Source organism: Kitasatospora sp. NPDC056273, from assembly GCF_042268845.1.
In the GTDB taxonomy this organism is placed as follows: Bacteria; Actinomycetota; Actinomycetes; order Streptomycetales; family Streptomycetaceae; genus Kitasatospora.
The window spans coordinates 127,859-143,556 of the sequence record NZ_JBHJSJ010000016.1 but is presented as its reverse complement, the minus strand read 5'-3'; the positions used below and the strand labels follow the sequence as shown (position 1 = coordinate 143,556).

General features: G+C 72.4%; 12 protein-coding genes, 1 tRNA gene and 1 pseudogene. 7 read left to right on the top strand and 7 right to left on the bottom strand.

All coding sequences use genetic code 11. The features are described 5' to 3' along the window. Nucleotides 1–213 precede the first annotated feature (213 nt). Nucleotides 214–693, bottom strand: a complete 480-nt coding sequence (locus ACFCY1_RS17335; protein WP_074001845.1) for a hypothetical protein — start codon at nt 691–693, stop codon at nt 214–216. A gap of 394 nt (nt 694–1,087) precedes the next feature. On the opposite strand from ACFCY1_RS17335, the gene ACFCY1_RS17330 reads away from it, so the two are divergent. Further along, the gene (locus ACFCY1_RS17330) at nt 1,088–1,870 is read left to right on the top strand and encodes an alpha/beta fold hydrolase (protein WP_375875075.1); all 783 of its coding nucleotides are present in this window, start codon (nt 1,088–1,090) and stop codon (nt 1,868–1,870) included. A gap of 266 nt (nt 1,871–2,136) precedes the next feature. After that, nucleotides 2,137–3,255, top strand: a complete 1,119-nt coding sequence (locus ACFCY1_RS17325) for a glycosyltransferase (protein ID WP_375875074.1) — start codon at nt 2,137–2,139, stop codon at nt 3,253–3,255. A 46-nt stretch (nt 3,256–3,301) separates the two neighbouring features. Here the strand turns inward: ACFCY1_RS17325 and ACFCY1_RS17320 are convergent, their stop codons facing one another. Further along, nucleotides 3,302–4,540, bottom strand: coding sequence for an MFS transporter (locus tag ACFCY1_RS17320; protein WP_375875073.1), 1,239 nt, complete (start codon nt 4,538–4,540; stop codon nt 3,302–3,304). A gap of 146 nt (nt 4,541–4,686) precedes the next feature. Here ACFCY1_RS17320 and ACFCY1_RS17315 point away from each other — a divergent pair, with 146 nt between their 5' ends. Then, nucleotides 4,687–5,622, top strand: coding sequence for a LysR family transcriptional regulator (locus tag ACFCY1_RS17315; protein ID WP_375875072.1), 936 nt, complete (start codon nt 4,687–4,689; stop codon nt 5,620–5,622). 61 nt (nt 5,623–5,683) lie between these two features. On the opposite strand, the gene ACFCY1_RS17310 is transcribed toward ACFCY1_RS17315, so the two are convergent. Then, a tRNA-Gly gene (locus ACFCY1_RS17310) sits at nt 5,684–5,757 on the bottom strand. A gap of 276 nt (nt 5,758–6,033) precedes the next feature. On the opposite strand from ACFCY1_RS17310, the gene ACFCY1_RS17305 reads away from it, so the two are divergent. Together ACFCY1_RS17305 and dcd are read left to right on the top strand one after the other, a co-directional pair. Further along, the gene (locus tag ACFCY1_RS17305) at nt 6,034–6,255 is read left to right on the top strand and encodes a hypothetical protein (protein WP_074001850.1); all 222 of its coding nucleotides are present in this window, start codon (nt 6,034–6,036) and stop codon (nt 6,253–6,255) included. Nucleotides 6,256–6,326: 71 nt separating this feature from the next. Beyond that, a complete protein-coding gene (gene dcd, locus ACFCY1_RS17300) occupies nt 6,327–6,902 on the top strand; it encodes a dCTP deaminase (RefSeq protein WP_049651628.1) in 576 nt (191 codons plus the stop codon). Nucleotides 6,903–6,995: 93 nt separating this feature from the next. Here dcd and ACFCY1_RS17295 read toward each other — a convergent pair whose 3' ends face one another. The 4 genes and pseudogenes from ACFCY1_RS17295 to ACFCY1_RS17280 all read right to left on the bottom strand — a co-directional run bounded on the left by ACFCY1_RS17295 (nt 6,996) and on the right by ACFCY1_RS17280 (nt 12,885). Next, nucleotides 6,996–7,886, bottom strand: coding sequence for a metal-dependent hydrolase (locus ACFCY1_RS17295; protein ID WP_074001851.1), 891 nt, complete (start codon nt 7,884–7,886; stop codon nt 6,996–6,998). Between the two features lie 124 nt (nt 7,887–8,010). Continuing rightward, on the bottom strand, nt 8,011–9,057 hold the full coding sequence (locus ACFCY1_RS17290; protein ID WP_375875071.1) for a Yip1 family protein: 1,047 nt from the start codon (nt 9,055–9,057) through the stop codon (nt 8,011–8,013). 186 nt (nt 9,058–9,243) lie between these two features. Continuing rightward, nucleotides 9,244–10,317 (bottom strand): annotated as a pseudogene (locus tag ACFCY1_RS17285) (sugar phosphate nucleotidyltransferase); the annotation flags it as partial. A 342-nt stretch (nt 10,318–10,659) separates the two neighbouring features. Then, a complete protein-coding gene (locus ACFCY1_RS17280; protein ID WP_375875070.1) occupies nt 10,660–12,885 on the bottom strand; it encodes a (Fe-S)-binding protein in 2,226 nt (741 codons plus the stop codon). Nucleotides 12,886–13,193: 308 nt separating this feature from the next. Here ACFCY1_RS17280 and dnaK point away from each other — a divergent pair, with 308 nt between their 5' ends. Both dnaK and grpE read left to right on the top strand, forming a co-directional pair. Then, on the top strand, nt 13,194–15,035 hold the full coding sequence (gene dnaK / locus ACFCY1_RS17275; protein WP_074001854.1) for a molecular chaperone DnaK: 1,842 nt from the start codon (nt 13,194–13,196) through the stop codon (nt 15,033–15,035). Continuing rightward, complete coding sequence (grpE, locus tag ACFCY1_RS17270; protein ID WP_049650422.1) at nt 15,032–15,649, top strand: nucleotide exchange factor GrpE; 618 nt, start codon at nt 15,032–15,034, stop codon at nt 15,647–15,649. Before dnaK ends, grpE begins: the two co-directional genes overlap by 4 nt. Nucleotides 15,650–15,698: the final 49 nt, after the last annotated feature.

Sequence of the window (15,698 nt, the reverse complement as noted above, 5' to 3'; positions counted from 1 at the left end):
ACGGGGGGGGGGGGGGGGGGGGGGGGGGGGTGGGGGGGGGGGGGGGGGGCGGCCCCCCCCCCCCCCGCGGGGGGGGGGGGGGGGGGGGGGGGGGGGGGGGGCCCCCCCCTCCACGCCTCCCCCGGTCCCCAGCGCCCCCGGCTAGACCAGCGCCCCCGGCTAGACCAGCACCCTCGGCCGGACCAGCGCTCCCGGCTGGACCAGTGCCCCCGGCTAGACCAGCGCGCTCCAATACGGGCAGCGGACGTACGGCAGCGGCGGCGCACAGCGGTCGACGCTCCCGGACAGCACCGGGCCCCGCTCCGAGCGGGCCACTCCGGGCGAGCTCGCCGTCAGCCCGGCCTCGCCCGACTCGCCGAAGCGCAGCTCCAGCCGGTAGCCGTCCGGCGTGGCCGCGGCGACGCCGGGGCGGTCCCGGCCGGCGTTCAGCGAGGTGATGGTCCAGCCGCGCCGCCGCCAGTGCCGCTCCACCACGTCCGCCAGCGCCGCCCGTCGGGACAGCGAGACGACGGTGAGGAGGTCCCGGCCCCGGGTGACGTACCAGAGCAGCTCCGACTCGCGCCCCGGCAGCGGCAGCCGCGCCCCCGCCCGCGCGGGCGCCCCCTGCCAGACCGGCGCCGGACGGACGGCGTCCAGGGTGTCCTGGAGCAGCGTCTCGCAGCGTTCGGTGGCGTCGAGTTGGTCGATCGTCACCTCCGGCCCCGACTCCGCCCCCGGCTCGGACTCCGACCGCCGGACCGGCGCGACCCGCGCACCGCCGGGGCGGCCGGGGCCGCCGCCGCCCGGGCATCCGACGTTCAGTTCGGCACCACCTGACTGCACAGGGCCCTCCGTACTCCCCCGGTGTTCAACCCGGGCCGGCATTCCGTCACTGCTTGGACGGCGGGCGGGTACGGGCAGTTCCCCTCCCGGTTCCGTCCCTCACCGTTCCCACACCTTCAAAATGCACTGCACGGTGCAGTTGAATCAATAATCTGCACTGTGTAGTTTACTTCCTGGGCCGACCGGCCGGGCCGGACCGGCCCACCGGCCGCACCCGGCAGGCCTTCTGACCTGCCGTCCGACCCAGCCATCGAGAGGACCCGCCATGCCCGTCATCACCGTCGGCACCGCCCGCATCCCCTACCGCGTCGTCGGCGACGGCCCCGACACCCTCGTCCTGGTGCACGGCACCGGCCCCGGCTCCGCCATGTGGGACGGCCTGCTGGACTCCTTCACCGACCGCTGGACCGTGCTGCTGCCCGACCTCTCCGGCAGCGCGGCCGCCGAGGACGACGGCGGTCCGCTCGCCCTGGAGGCTCTGGCCGCCCAGGTCGCCGCCGTGATCGAGGACGCCGGCCGCGGCCCCGCCGACGTCCTCGGCTTCTCGCTCGGCGCCGTCGTCGCCACCGCGACCGCCGCCCTGCACCCCGGGCGGGTCCGCCGCCTGGTCGCCGCCGCCGGCTGGATCAGCGCGGAACAGGACGAGTACCTGCGGCTCTCCATGGCCACCTGGCTCTCCCTCGCCGACCACCCCGCCGCGTTCGGCGGCTACGCCACCCTCACCGCCTTCAGCCCCGGCTTCCTCGACCGGATCGGGCGCGCCGCCGTCCAGGCCAACACCGCCTACATGCGGCCGACCCCGGGCACCCTGCGGCACATCGCCCTCAACCTCGGCCTGAACCTCGGCCCGCTGCTCCCGCGCGTCCAGGCCCCCGCCCTGGTGATCGGCTGCCGCCAGGACGCCACCGTCCCGGTGGAGAACGCCCGCCGGCTGCACGCCGCCCTGCCCGGCAGCGCCTACGCCGAGTTCGACACCGGCCACATCGTGCTCGCCGAGCAGACCGGGGCGTTCACCAGCGCCGTCCGGGACTTCCTCGTCGCCGCGTGACCGCCCGCCGCACGACCGCCCGCCGCCCGCCGAGCGCCGACCACCGACCACCGACCGCCGGGAGGGAGCGAACGGCGGCGCGCGGGCGGCCCGTCCGGCGGGCGCGCACGGCCCGGGCGACCGGCGCGTGGAGCACACCGTTGCCCGCGAGGCAAGCCCTGCTCCAGAAAGGCCGATTACCGCGCATGGTGATCCTTATCGAATTGACTGAACGTCAACTTCAAAGGTGAGACTGCCTTGTCAGCAACATTCGCAAGGAGACCACCATGCGCATACTCTTCACCGGCCCCGCCGCGGCCGGTCACCTCTACCCGATGGTGCCCACCGCCCAGGCGCTGCGCGCCGTCGGGCACGAGGTCCTGTTCGCCACCGGGCAGCCCGTCGAGCTGATCCGCTCCGCGGGCTTCCCCGTCGCCCAGGTCGGCGACGGCCGGGGCCTGCGGGAGATCATCGAGGAGGGTCTCGGCGGCAAGGTCCAGTACGTCAACCGGGACAAGACCCAGGAAGAGATCCTCGACATGGCGGCCGCGATGTTCGCGCACGCCTCCCGCCCTGACGTGGACGGCCTGCTCGCGGTCGCCACCGACTGGGGCGCCGACCTGATCGTCCACGACTCCTTCGCCGCCGCCGGCCCGCTGGTCGCCGCCCAGCTCAAGATCCCGTCGGTGGTGCAGAACTTCGGTGCCAGCCCCGGCCGCCCGATGGCCGACCTGGTGGCCTCGCACGTCTCCGACCTGTACGAGGAGCGCGGCCTGACCGCTCCGGGCGTCACCGCGGTGCTCAACCTCGGCCCGCTCGGCGGCGACCCGGACGGCCTGCCGGTGCGCTACGTCCCGTACAACGGCGGCGGCATCGTCCCGGGCGAGTTCCTCCGTAAGCCCGAGCGCCCGCGGGCGGTCGTCACCCTGGGCACCGTGCTCGCCGAGATCGACGGCGTCCGCGCGGTGGTCCGCCTGGTCGAGGCGGCGGCCGAGGTCGACGCCGACTTCCTGCTCGCGGTCGGCAACGCCGACCTCGCCCCGCTCGGCACCCTGCCCGCCAACGTCCGCGGCCTGCCCTGGGTCCCGCTCAACGAGCTGCTCGGCCGCGCCGACGCGCTGATCCACCACGGCGGTTCGGGCACCATGCTGACCGCCCTCCAGGCCGGCCTGCCCCAGCTGCTGCTCCCCCAGGGCGCGGACCACTTCCTCAACGCCGACGCCATCACCGCCACCGGTGCCGCCCTGAGCTCCACCTCCGAGGCCGTCGACACCCCGCTGCTCACCCGTGTCCTCACCGACGCCGCGCTGCGCGACGCCGCCCACCGCCTCCGGGCCGACAACGCCGCCCTGCCCACCCCGGCCGCCCTGGTCCCCGCCCTGGAGGACCTCGCCGCCCGCCGCTGATCCCACCCCCGCCGCCGGTGGCCGTACCGCTCACGGCCGTACCCGCTCACAGCGGTGCGGCCACCGGCGGTACGGCCGCCGACGCGTCGGCCCGGGGCAGCAGGAGCGGCGTGGCGAGGATGAGCAGTCCCGCGACCGCGAGGGCGGTGCGCGGTCCGGTGGCGGCCGCGAGCAGCCCGCCGAGCGCGGTGCAGACGGCGATGGACGCCTGCTGGCCGATCGACCAGGCCGACAGCGTGCGGGCGACCAGGTGCTTGGGCGTGCGTTCGAGCCGGTAGGTGGCGAGCACCGGGTTGAACAGGCTCATGTTGACGATGATCGCCAGCTCGACGGCCATCACGGTGACCAGGCCGACCACGCCGGGGCGGACGAAGGCCAGGCCGATCAGCCAGACGGCGCGCAGGGTGCCGACGGTCCGGAACACCCGGTCCCGGCCGTGGCGTGCCACGACCCGCCGGGCCAGCCGGGAGCCGATCAGCCCGCCGAGGCAGGGGGCGGCGAAGGCCAGGCCGTACTGCCATGGGGCGAAGTGGAGTTGGCGGAGCAGGAGGACGGCGAGCACCGGCTCGGTGGCCATGATCAGACCGGCGACGAGCATGTTGTTGAGGTAGAGCGCCCGCAGACCGGGGTCGCCCAGGATGTGCCGCCAGCCGTCGAGCACCGCGCCCGCCCGCACCGGGTTCCCGCCGGTCCGCTGCGGCGCCTCCTCCCGGCCGCGGATCGCGGTGATGCTCAGCGCGGAGAGCAGGTAGCTGAGCGCGTCGGCCACCACGGTGGTGACCGGCCCGAACCGGCCGACCGCCGCCCCGCCCAGCGGCGGACCGATCGCGATGGAGCTCCAGTTCGTGGACTCGAACCGCGCGTTGGCCACCAGCAGGTCGTCCGGCCGGACGAGGGCCTTGAGGTAGGCGCCGCTGGCCGCGCCGAACGCGATCCTGGCCGCGGCGACCACGATCGAGACCACCAGCAGCTGGACGAAGCCCAGCCCTCCCAGGGCGTACGCGACCGGGATCGACGCCATGGCCGCGAACCGGACCAGGTCCATCGCGATCATCACCGGACGCTTGCGCCGGAACTCCACCCACGGCGCGAGCGGCACCGCGATCAGCGCGCCCACCGCCGGCCCCACGGCGGACAGCGCGGACACCTCGGCCGGTCCGGCGCGCAGCACCAGCACGGCGATCAGCGGCAACGCCCCGAACCCCAGCCCGGACCCGTACGCGCTCACCGCGTACGCCGCCCACAGCCAGCCGAACCGCCGGCCCAGCCGTTTCCCACCCGTCATGCGCGGTGCGCTCCCCTCGACGTCCCGACCCCGACCGGACAAACCGGAGTTGACCGGTGAGAGCCAACCGGGAGGCACCACGGCCGGTCAAACAACCGTTTCGCCCACCCCGCACAACCACAGGTTGTTCTCTACAGTGGATCGGCGTGGACCTCGAAGCAGTGCGCACCTTCGCCGCCATCGCGGAAGCCGGCCAGTTCCAGAAGGCCGCAGTCGACCTGTCGATCACCCAGCAGGCCGTCTCCAAACGCGTCGCCGCACTGGAGCGCGACCTCGGCGTGCGACTGTTCACCCGCACCCCGCGCGGCGCCGAACTCACCATCGACGGACAGGCGTTCCTGCCCCACGCCCGCGAACTGCTGCGTGCCGCCGAACGCGCGGTCGCGTCCGTACGGGCCGGCCGCCGCCCGCTGCGCGTCGACGTGCTCAACTCGCGCGGAGCCGTCTCGGGCCTGATGCGCGACTTCCACCGCGCCCACCCGGACATCGACCTCGACGTGCTGATGCTGCACGACATCGAGACCGCCGTGGCCGCCGTCCGCTCCGGCACGATCGACGCCACCTTCCGCGCCGTCGCCATGCCCGGCCGGCCGCTCCCCGAGGACATCGCATCCGTCCGGGTGCTCGACGAACCGCTCCATCTCCTCACCGGCCCCGCCCACGCCCTGGCGGGCGCCAGAACGCTGACCGTCGCCGACCTGGCCGGCCACCGGATCTGGATGCCCGGCATCGTCCCCGGCACCGAGTGGGGCGCCTACTACGCCGACCTCGTCGCCGAGTTCGGCCTCACCATCGAGGCCACCGGCCCCAACTTCGGCTCCGACGCCCTCCTCGACACCATCGCCGACACCCCGGCCCTCGCCACCTTCATGAGCGAGCGGACCCGCCTCGTCTGGCCCGCCGCCCACGGCCTGCGCCGCATCCCGGTGACCGACCCGACGCCCGTCTACCCCCACTCACTCCTCTGGCACCGCGACAACCCCCACCCGGCCCTCCCCGCCCTCCGGGCCCACCTCGCCACCGCCGCCCCCACCCCCGGCACCCCCGGCACCTGGACCCCCGCCTGGACCCACCCCCACTGACCGCCCCGACCGGCCCCGGACAACGCAAAAGCCCCAGGCCACTGGCCTGGGGCTTTACTGCTGGAGCGGGCGACGAGAATCGAACTCGCGCTCTAAGCTTGGGAAGCTCATGTTCTACCATTAAACTACGCCCGCCTGATGAGCCGTCAGAGACCGCTCGATCCAGTGTCACTGTACCCCATTCGCACCGGTGGTTGCACAGGGGGTCGGTGGACGTGGCGGAGCCGGGTGGGGCGGGTGTGGAGGCGTACTGTGTGGGCCGCGCGCGAGTGCTCCGGTGGGTGGGGGCCGAGGCGGCGAGCCATGGTGAGGAATGTCCGGAACATCCCCTAATGTGACGCTGTCCCGGGGCTCGGCCGTCGGGGCGAGTGCGTACGGGTGAGTACTGGGTTAGGGATGGGAAGGGGATCGATGGAGCAGCGCGCCGTCGTTCGTTGTGCCGAGGGGCACCTGTTCAGCACCACCACGTTCCCGATGCAGAACCTCGGTCCTGGCCGGCTCGGGCCCGGACGGTTGATCCGCTGCCCGCAGTGCGGACGGATGCGGAGTTCGGTGCTGGCCGACGTGCGGGAGCTGTCGGAGCCGCAACTGGCGCGGGCGATGCGGTTGGAGGCCGCGGAGTTCCTGGCCTGACGGTCGCGGAGGGACGGAACGGGCCCCGGGCGGATTCGTCCGGGGCCCTGTCGTGCACGTAACCTCGAAGCGTGCTGCTCTCTGACAAGGACATCCGGACCGAAATCGACCTGGGTCGGGTCGTCGTCGACCCGTTCGACCCGGCGATGATCCAGCCGTCGAGTATCGACGTGCGCCTCGACCGCTTCTTCCGCGTGTTCGAGAACCACAAGTACCCGCACATCGACCCCTCCGAGGAGCAGCCGGACCTGACCCGGCTGGTCGAGCCGGAGGGCGACGAGGCGTTCATCCTGCACCCCGGCGAGTTCGTGCTGGCCTCGACGTACGAGGTCATCACGCTGCCCGACGACGTCGCGTCCCGGCTGGAGGGCAAGTCGAGCCTGGGCCGGCTGGGCCTGCTCACCCACTCCACGGCCGGCTTCATCGACCCCGGTTTCAGCGGCCACGTGACCCTGGAGCTGTCGAACGTCGCGACGCTGCCGATCAAGCTCTACCCGGGCATGAAGATCGGGCAGCTGTGCCTGTTCCGGCTCTCCTCGCCCTCGGAGCACCCGTACGGCTCGGAGCGCTACGGCTCGCGCTACCAGGGCCAGCGCGGCCCGACGCCGTCCCGCTCGTACCTGAACTTCCACCGCAGCGACGTCTGAGCACAGGACCCGCAGGACCCGCGGGCCCCACGGAGCGCACGCACGACGGGCGGTCTGTCCCTCACGTGAGGGACAGACCGCCCGCGGCGTTTCTCAGGCCCGCTTCGGGCTGGTGACGGCGACCAGCTCGGTGCCGTCCTCGGACAGCCGCAGCTCGGTGCGCAGCTCGGCCAGCTCGCCGAGGTGGTGCAGGTGGGTGCCGCCGCAGAAGATCTGCGCGCCGCCCTCGGGCAGCTCGCAGTGCCACTGGCGGCGGGCGGTGAGCTCGGGGCCGGGCACCTCGATGCGGACCGGGGCGTCGGCGGCGACCCAGGCGGCCAGCCGGGCGTTGACGGCCTCGGTGAGGGCCGGCAGGGCGTCGGCGAGGGCCGGGAACTCCTCGGTGGCGTCCACCGTGAAGCCCTTCTTCTTCAGCGACTTGCCGAGCCGGTAGGTGTCGGTGCTGGCCGCGGTGTCCATCACCGAGCTCGCCATCGCGAGGCTGTCGAAGTCCGGGTGGCCGAAGGCGTCCGAGCGGCCCGGGTCCTTGCGCCAGCGCGGGGCGAGCGCGGCGTTCAGGGCGAGGGCGAGCAGGTGGCAGCCGCTGTGCGAGGCGCTGAGGGCGCCCCGGCGGTCGGCGTCGACGGCGAGCGCGGCGGTGCGGCCGACGAGGTCCCCCGGGTCGCCGTCGACGACGTGCAGGACCAGCCAGGACCACTCCTCGTCACCGCGCCGGACCGGGATGTCGGCGCCGACCAGCGGCTCCCCGCCCTCCGGGCCGACGGCGCCGGTCAGGCAGTCGACCACGGCCAGCTCGGTGCCGTCGACGGTCAGGGTGCCGAGGTCGGCCGGCTGGTCGGGCCAGGTGTGGTCGAGCGGGTGGAACGGGGTCGCCGCGGTGACGACGGCGTACCGGCCGTCGGCCAGCGGGTGCACCGCGAGCACCGGGGACTCGCCGGTCACCGCCCCGGCCGGGAAGCTGACGTGGGTGGTGGGGAGGGTCATTCCTGGCTCCGGTGAAGGTGGGACGACGAGGGTGGGGCGGGCCCGGCGCTCGGCCGCGACCCGCCCCCATTCTGCCCTTCGCCCGTCGGAGCCCTCGGCCCGGCGTCGCTCCGCCCGGTGCGGCTCAGCCCAGCGTCGGCAGCTTGATCAGCACCAGCAGCGCCACCAGCTGTATCGCCGAGGCGGCCGCGGCCTTGCCCCAGGGCAGGTCGTGCAGCCGCCGGACCATGCTGGTCAGCAGGTACGCGCAGAGCATCCAGGTGGCCCAGCCGACGACCTGGACGACGGCGCTGCCGGAGGGCAGCACCAGGTCGAGCAGCAGCCGGGGCGCGTCGGTGAGCCAGCCGATCAGCGCGGCCAGGCCGACGGTCGCCTTCCACGGGCCGTCGCCGCCCAGCTGGCGGGCCATCGCGTAGGTGACCCCGCCGAAGAGCGCGCCGGCCACGGTGAAGCCGACGGCGGCGGCGAGGATGCCGGTCAGCGCCACGGTGAAGGTCGAGTTGACGATGTCGTCGTGGGTCAGCCCGATGCCGAGCACCGCGAGCGCGCCGTACAGCAGCGAGACGGTGAGCGCGGGCAGCCAGACCTGGTGGTCGCGAGTGCGGTCGAAGACCGCGGTCGGGCTGCGGAACAGGCCGGTGAACAGTTCACGCCAGTGCGGCCGGGGCCCGGCGACGTGCGGGGCGGACTGGCCGCCGGCCCGGTAGACGGCGACGTTGTCCTGGCCGTACGGCTGCTGGTCGTAGCCCTGCTCGGCGCCGTAGCCCTGGTCGGGGCCGTAGGGCGGCTGCTGCCCGTGGCCGTCGTCGTAGTAGCCGTGCTCCTGGCCGGGGTGCCCCTGGTACGGCGGCTGTCCCTGGTACGGACCGCCGGCCGCGTACGGGTCGCCGACGGGGAAGGCCCGGGTGCTGCCGGGCCGGTCCGCCGCGTACGGGTCGTACCCGTCCCCCGCCGTCTGCCCGGGACCACCGGGCGTGCCGGGACCACCGGGCGCGCCGGGACCGCCGGGCGCGCCGCCGGGCCCGCCGGGCGTCGCCGCGTGCGGGGCCGTGAAGTACTCCGGCCCGTCCGTCCCCCCGTGCCCCCCGGGCGCGGACGGCGGCGGAGGGGCCGACCACCCGCCGCGCGGACGGTCCGCGCCCTGACCGTTGTCGTATCGATTACCAGCCACGGTCCGAAGGTACCCGTCCGGCCCGGCCCGCGGCGGCCCCGGACGAAGCCGGGGCCGGTTTGCAGCGAGGCTGAGACGAACGGGGCCGAAAACCCGCGGGGCGCGGGGTGGCTACCGCTGTGCGCCGACCGACGGCCCGTGCACCGCCGCGGCCGCGCTGGTGCCGGCCGGGCAGCCGCCCGGGCCGGCCGAGGTGCGGACGGCGCCGACCGGCAGCAGGGTGCCGCAGGCGATCCGGATGCCGTTCGGCAGCTCGTTGTCCGACTCCACGATCGCGCCGTCGCCGATCACCGCGCCGTCCAGCGCCGAGCGGTCGCCGACGGTGGCGAAGGCGCCCACGATCGAGTCCTTGACCAGGGTGTCCGGGCCGATCACCGCGCCGGGCAGGATCACGCTGCCCTCGACGATCGCGCCGGCCTCGACCACCGCGTCCTCGGCGACCACGGTGCCGCCGCTGAGCACCGCGCCCGGGTGGACGGTGGCGCCGGGCAGCAGCAGGGCGTCGCCGGTCGGGCCGGGGACGGCCGGGGAGTCGACCTTGCCGAGCACCAGGTCCGCCGAGCCGCGGACGAAGGCCGCCGGGGTACCCAGGTCCAGCCAGTACGAGGTGTCGACGACACCGCGCAGCAGCGCGCCGGTGGCCAGCAGTTCGGGGAAGGTCTCGCGCTCGACGGACACCTCGCGGCCGGTCGGGATGCGGTCGATCACGGACCGGGTGAAGACGTAGCAGCCGGCGTTGATCTGGTCGGTGACGATCTGCTCCGGGGTCTCCGGCTTCTCCAGGAACTCCAGCACCCGCCCGTCCTCGTCGGTCGGGACGAGGCCGAAGGCCCGCGGGTCCTCGACCCGGGTCAGGTGCAGGGTGACGTCGGCCCCGGCGGCCACGTGGCCGTCGCGCAGGGCGGCGATGTCGACGCCGGAGAGGATGTCGCCGTTGAAGACCAGGACCGGTTCGTCCGGGCCGCAGGTCAGGCCGGAGGCGGCGTTGCGGATCGCCCCGCCGGTGCCCAGCGGCTCGCGCTCGGTCAGGTAGACGAGCTCGATGCCGTACGGGGTGCCGTCCTGGAAGTGGTCCTCGAACACCTCGGCCAGGTACGAGGTGGCCAGCACGACGCGGGTGACGCCGGCGGCGGCCGCGCGGGCCAACTGGTGCGCGATGAACGGGACGCCTGCCACCGGCAGCATCGGCTTGGGGGTGTGGGTGGTCAGCGGACGCAGTCGCGTGCCCTTACCACCGACCAGCATGATCGCCTCGGTCATGGTCTGCGCTGTTCCCCTTGTGGTCTCTGCGGCCCGGCCCGGCGGGCCGACACCTCGTCGTCGGTCTGGACCCGGCCGTGCGGCCGGCGCGGGTCGCCACCCGCCCGGGGCTTCCGTCCGGAACGGGTCGACCGGCACGAAGCCGGTCCGGGCCTACTGTATTTGCTTCCGACCGAATGCCCGTCCGGCGCCTGTGCGATTGCCGTCACCCCCCGTACGCCCGCCGTACCGGGGCGGGCCGTCCGGAGCGACCGAAAGCCCGGCCCGGCGGGCGCGTTCGCGGCGTCCACCGGGCCGGGCAGTTGTTGCAGAACTGTCGAACAGCGGGCTCGTCGGCGCCGGTCAGGCGTCCACCGTCGCGGGCTGCTCCTCGTCCCCGGTCGGCGGGAGGGCCTTCACCGAGTCGAGCAGCAGCTGGGCCACGTCGACCACCTTCAGGTGCTCCTTGGCCGCGCCCTCGTTCTTCTTGCCGTTGACCGAGTCGGAGAGCATCACCAGGCAGAACGGGCAGGCGGTGGAGACGATGTCCGGGTCGAGCGACAGCGCCTCGTCCACGCGCTCGGTGTTGATCCGCTTGCCGATGCGCTCCTCCATCCACATCCGGGCACCGCCGGCGCCGCAGCAGAAGCCGCGCTCCTTGTGCCGGTGCATCTCCTGCTGGCGCAGACCGGGGACCTTGTCCATGATCTCGCGCGGCGGGCTGTAGACCTTGTTGTGGCGGCCCAGGTAGCAGGGGTCGTGGTAGGTGATCAGGCCCTCGACCGGGTTGACCGGGATCAGCTTGCCCTCGTCGATGAGGTGCTGCAGCAGCTGGGTGTGGTGGATGACCTCGAAGTGGCCGCCCAGCTGCGGGTACTCGTTGGCGATGGTGTTGAAGCAGTGCGGGCAGGTGGCCACGATCCGCTTGACCGGGGCGTCCTCCAGGGCCGCGTTCAGCGTCTCCACGTTCTGCGCGCCGAGCATCTGGAACAGGAACTCGTTGCCCAGGCGGCGGGCGGAGTCACCGGTGCAGGACTCCTCCTTGCCGAGGATCGCGAACTTCACGCCCGCGGTGTGCAGCAGCTCGGCGAAGGCCTTGGTGGTCTTCTTGGCGCGGTCCTCCAGGGCGCCGGCGCAGCCGACCCAGTAGAGGTACTCGACCTCGGCGGGGTCGATGTCCTCGCCGATCACCGGCACCTCGATGCCGGTCTCCTTCTTGAGCTCCTTGACCCAGTCCAGGCGGGCCTTGGTGGCCATGCCCCACGGGTTGCCCTTGTTCTCCAGGTTCTTGAGCATCGTCCCGGCCTCGGTCGGGAACGAGGACTCGATCATCACCTGGTAGCGGCGCATGTCGACGATGTGGTCGATGTGCTCGATGTCCACCGGGCACTGCTCGACGCAGGCGCCGCAGGTGGTGCAGGACCACAGCACGTCCGGGTCGATGACGCCGTTCTCCTCGGCGGTGCCGATCAGCGGGCGCTCGGCCTCGGCCAGGGCGGCCGCCGGGACATCCTTGAGCTGCTCGGAGGTGGCCCGCTCCTCGCCCTCCATGTCCTTGCCGCCACCGGCCAGCAGGTACGGCGCCTTGCCGTAGGCGTGCTCGCGCAGGCTCATGATCAGCAGCTTCGGCGAGAGCGGCTTGCCGGTGTTCCAGGCCGGGCACTGCGACTGGCAGCGGCCGCACTCGGTGCAGGTGGAGAAGTCGAGGATGCCCTTCCAGGAGAAGTGCTCGACCTGGGAGACGCCGAAGACGGCGTCCTCGGCCGGGTCCTCGAAGTCGATCGGCTGGCCGCCCGAGGTCATCGGACGGAGGGCGCCGAGCGCGGTGCCGCCGTCCTCCTCGCGCTTGAAGTAGATGTTGAAGAAGCCGAGGAAGCGGTGCCAGGCCACGCCCATCGAGGGGTTGAGGCCGATGGTGGTCGCCCACGCGAACGAGATGCAGATCTTCAGCATCGCGAACAGGTAGATCAGGTTCTCCAGCGTGCCGTGCGACAGGCCGCCCAGCGCGGAGACCAGCGGGTACGAGACCAGGTGCTCCGGCCCGTACGAGTCGACGCCGTTGAGGGCGCCCTCCAGGCCGCGCAGCATCAGGATGCACAGGCCGATGCCGAGGATCGTGTACTCGACGTAGAAGGCCTGCCAGGCGATCGAGCCGGCGAACCGGGACTTGCGGCCGGACCGGGACGGCAGGCTCATCAGCCGGATCACGATCAGGACGGCGATGCCCAGCGTGGTCAGGGTGCCGACCAGCTCGACGAAGAGCTGCCAGATCATCCAGTGGCCGATGATCGGCAGCGCGAAGTCGGCGTCGAAGAGCTGGCCGAAGGCGTTGACGATGGTCAGCACCAGGCTGAAGAAGCCGACCGCCACGAACCAGTGGGCGATGCCGACGATCCCCCAGCGGTTCATCCTGGTGTGGCCGACGAACTCGGTCGCGACGGTCTTCACCCGCTGGGCGGGCTGCCCGAAGCGGGTGGAGTCCGGCGCACCGGTGCGGACCACCTTGTAGATGTACAGCGCCGCACGGGCGGCGAGCGCGGTGCCGATCACGAATGTGACCAGCGAGATGACGATCGCTGCTAGCTGCATCGGCTCTCCGTCTCCTGCGGCTTTGCGGTTGAGCAGGCTCTGCGTTACACGGTCTTGGGAACTGAGTGTACTGGTCGGTAACTTGCCGGGCCGACGGCCCGGACATTACCGGTGACCGACCGTTGTCCAGAAGATTCCCAAGCTATGGCGGCAGTCACGTGGCCGCACCCCCGCCCCGGCGTGGCGCGCCCGCTCCGCCCCATCGCTCAGCAAAGTTGAGCGAGCGGCGCTCATAGCTGTTGACTCCGTCCATCGGGTCGTGCATCCTTGAGCCTGTAAAGCTCAACTCTTCCGTGGAGGTATCTACGATGGCACGCGCGGTCGGCATCGACCTCGGTACGACGAACTCGGTCGTCAGCGTTCTGGAGGGTGGCGAGCCCACCGTCATCACGAACGCCGAGGGCGCTCGGACCACGCCGTCCGTCGTCGCCTTCGCCAAGAACGGCGAGGTCCTCGTCGGCGAGGTGGCCAAGCGCCAGGCGGTCACCAACGTCGACCGCACCATCCGCTCGGTCAAGCGCCACATGGGCACCGGGTGGAAGATCAACATCGATGGCAAGGACTTCAACCCCCAGCAGATCTCGGCCTTCGTGCTGCAGAAGCTGAAGCGGGACGCCGAGGCGTACCTGGGCGAGACGGTCACCGACGCCGTCATCACCGTCCCGGCGTACTTCAACGACTCGGAGCGCCAGGCCACCAAGGAGGCCGGCGAGATCGCGGGCCTGAACGTCCTGCGCATCGTCAACGAGCCGACCGCGGCCGCCCTGGCGTACGGCCTGGACAAGGACGACCAGACCATCCTGGTCTTCGACCTCGGCGGCGGCACCTTCGACGTCTCCCTGCTGGAGATCGGCGACGGGGTCGTCGAGGTGAAGGCCACCAACGGTGACAACCACCTCGGTGGCGACGACTGGGACCAGCGCGTCGTCGACCACCTGGTCAAGGTCTTCCAGGGCGGCCACGGCGTCGACCTGTCCAAGGACAAGATGGCCCTCCAGCGTCTGCGCGAGGCCGCCGAGAAGGCCAAGATCGAGCTGTCCTCGTCCTCCGAGACCTCGATCAACCTGCCGTACATCACGGCCTCCGCCGAGGGCCCGCTGCACCTGGACGAGAAGCTCACCCGCGCCCAGTTCCAGCAGCTGACCGCGGACCTGCTGGAGCGCTGCAAGGTCCCGTTCCACAACGTCATCAAGGACGCCGGCATCTCGCTGTCCGAGATCGACCACGTCGTCCTCGTCGGCGGCTCGACCCGCATGCCGGCCGTCGCCGAGCTCGTCAAGGAGCTGACCGGCGGCCAGGACGCCAACAAGGGCGTCAACCCGGACGAGGTCGTCGCCATCGGCGCCGCGCTCCAGGCCGGTGTCCTGAAGGGCGAGGTCAAGGACGTCCTGCTGCTCGACGTCACCCCGCTGTCCCTCGGCATCGAGACCAAGGGCGGCATCATGACCAAGCTGATCGAGCGCAACACCACGATCCCGACCAAGCGCTCCGAGATCTTCACCACGGCCGAGGACAACCAGCCGTCCGTGCAGATCCAGGTCTACCAGGGCGAGCGCGAGATCGCGGCGTACAACAAGAAGCTCGGCATGTTCGAGCTGACCGGCCTGCCGCCGGCGCCGCGCGGCCTGCCGCAGATCGAGGTCACCTTCGACATCGACGCCAACGGCATCATGCACGTCGGCGCCAAGGACCTCGGCACCGGCAAGGAGCAGAAGATGACCGTCACCGGCGGCTCCTCGCTGCCGAAGGACGAGGTCGACCGCATGCGCCGCGAGGCCGAGCAGTACGCCGAGGACGACCACAAGCGCCGCGAGGCCGTCGAGACGCGCAACTCCGCCGAGCAGCTCGTCTACTCGACCGAGAAGTTCATCGCCGACAACGCCGACAAGCTGCCGGGCGACGTCAAGACCGAGGTCGAGACCGCCATCGGCGAGCTCAAGGAGGCCCTGAAGGGCGAGGACATCGCGAAGATCCGCGAGGCCTCGGAGAAGGTCTCCACCACCGCGCAGAAGCTCGGCCAGGCGCTGTACGCCAACGCCGACGCCACCGCCGGTGCCGCCCCCTCCGGTGACTCCGCCCAGGCCAAGGACGACGACGTCGTCGACGCCGAGATCGTGGACGACGAGAAGCCCAAGGGCGGTGCGGCATGACGGACAAGCCGCAGGGCGGCAAGCCCGGCGACGACTCCGCCGCCGAAGAGGCCGTGATCAAGGCTGCCGAGGAGGCCGCCGCGGCCGGCAGCGGGGAGTCCGGTTCGGAGGGTCTCGCCGCCGCCAAGCGCGAGCTCGCCGAGCGCACCGGTGACCTGCAGCGCCTCCAGGCCGAGTACCAGAACTACCGCAAGCGGGTCGAGCGCGACCGGCTGACCGTCCGCGAGATCGCCGTCTCCAACATCCTGGAGTCGCTGATCCCGGTCCTGGACGACATCGGCCGCGCCCGCGAGCACGGCGAGGTCACCGGCGGCTTCAAGTCCGTCGCCGAGTCGCTGGAGACGGTCGTCGCCAAGCTGGGCCTGCAGCAGTTCGGCAAGGAGGGCGAGCCCTTCGACCCGACCATGCACGAGGCGCTGATGCACAGCTACTCCTCGGACGTCACCGAGGACACCTGTGTCCAGGTCCTCCAGCCCGGCTACCGCATCGGCGAGCGGATCATCCGCCCGGCGATGGTGGCCGTCGCCGAGCCCCAGCCCGGCAGCCAGGCGTCCACGGACGCCGAGGCCAAGTCCGCCGACGCGGACAAGTCCGACGGTGGCTCGGACAGCTGACAACCTGTGACGGGTGACAACCAGTGCGCTGCGGAGTCGTACGCCGGCC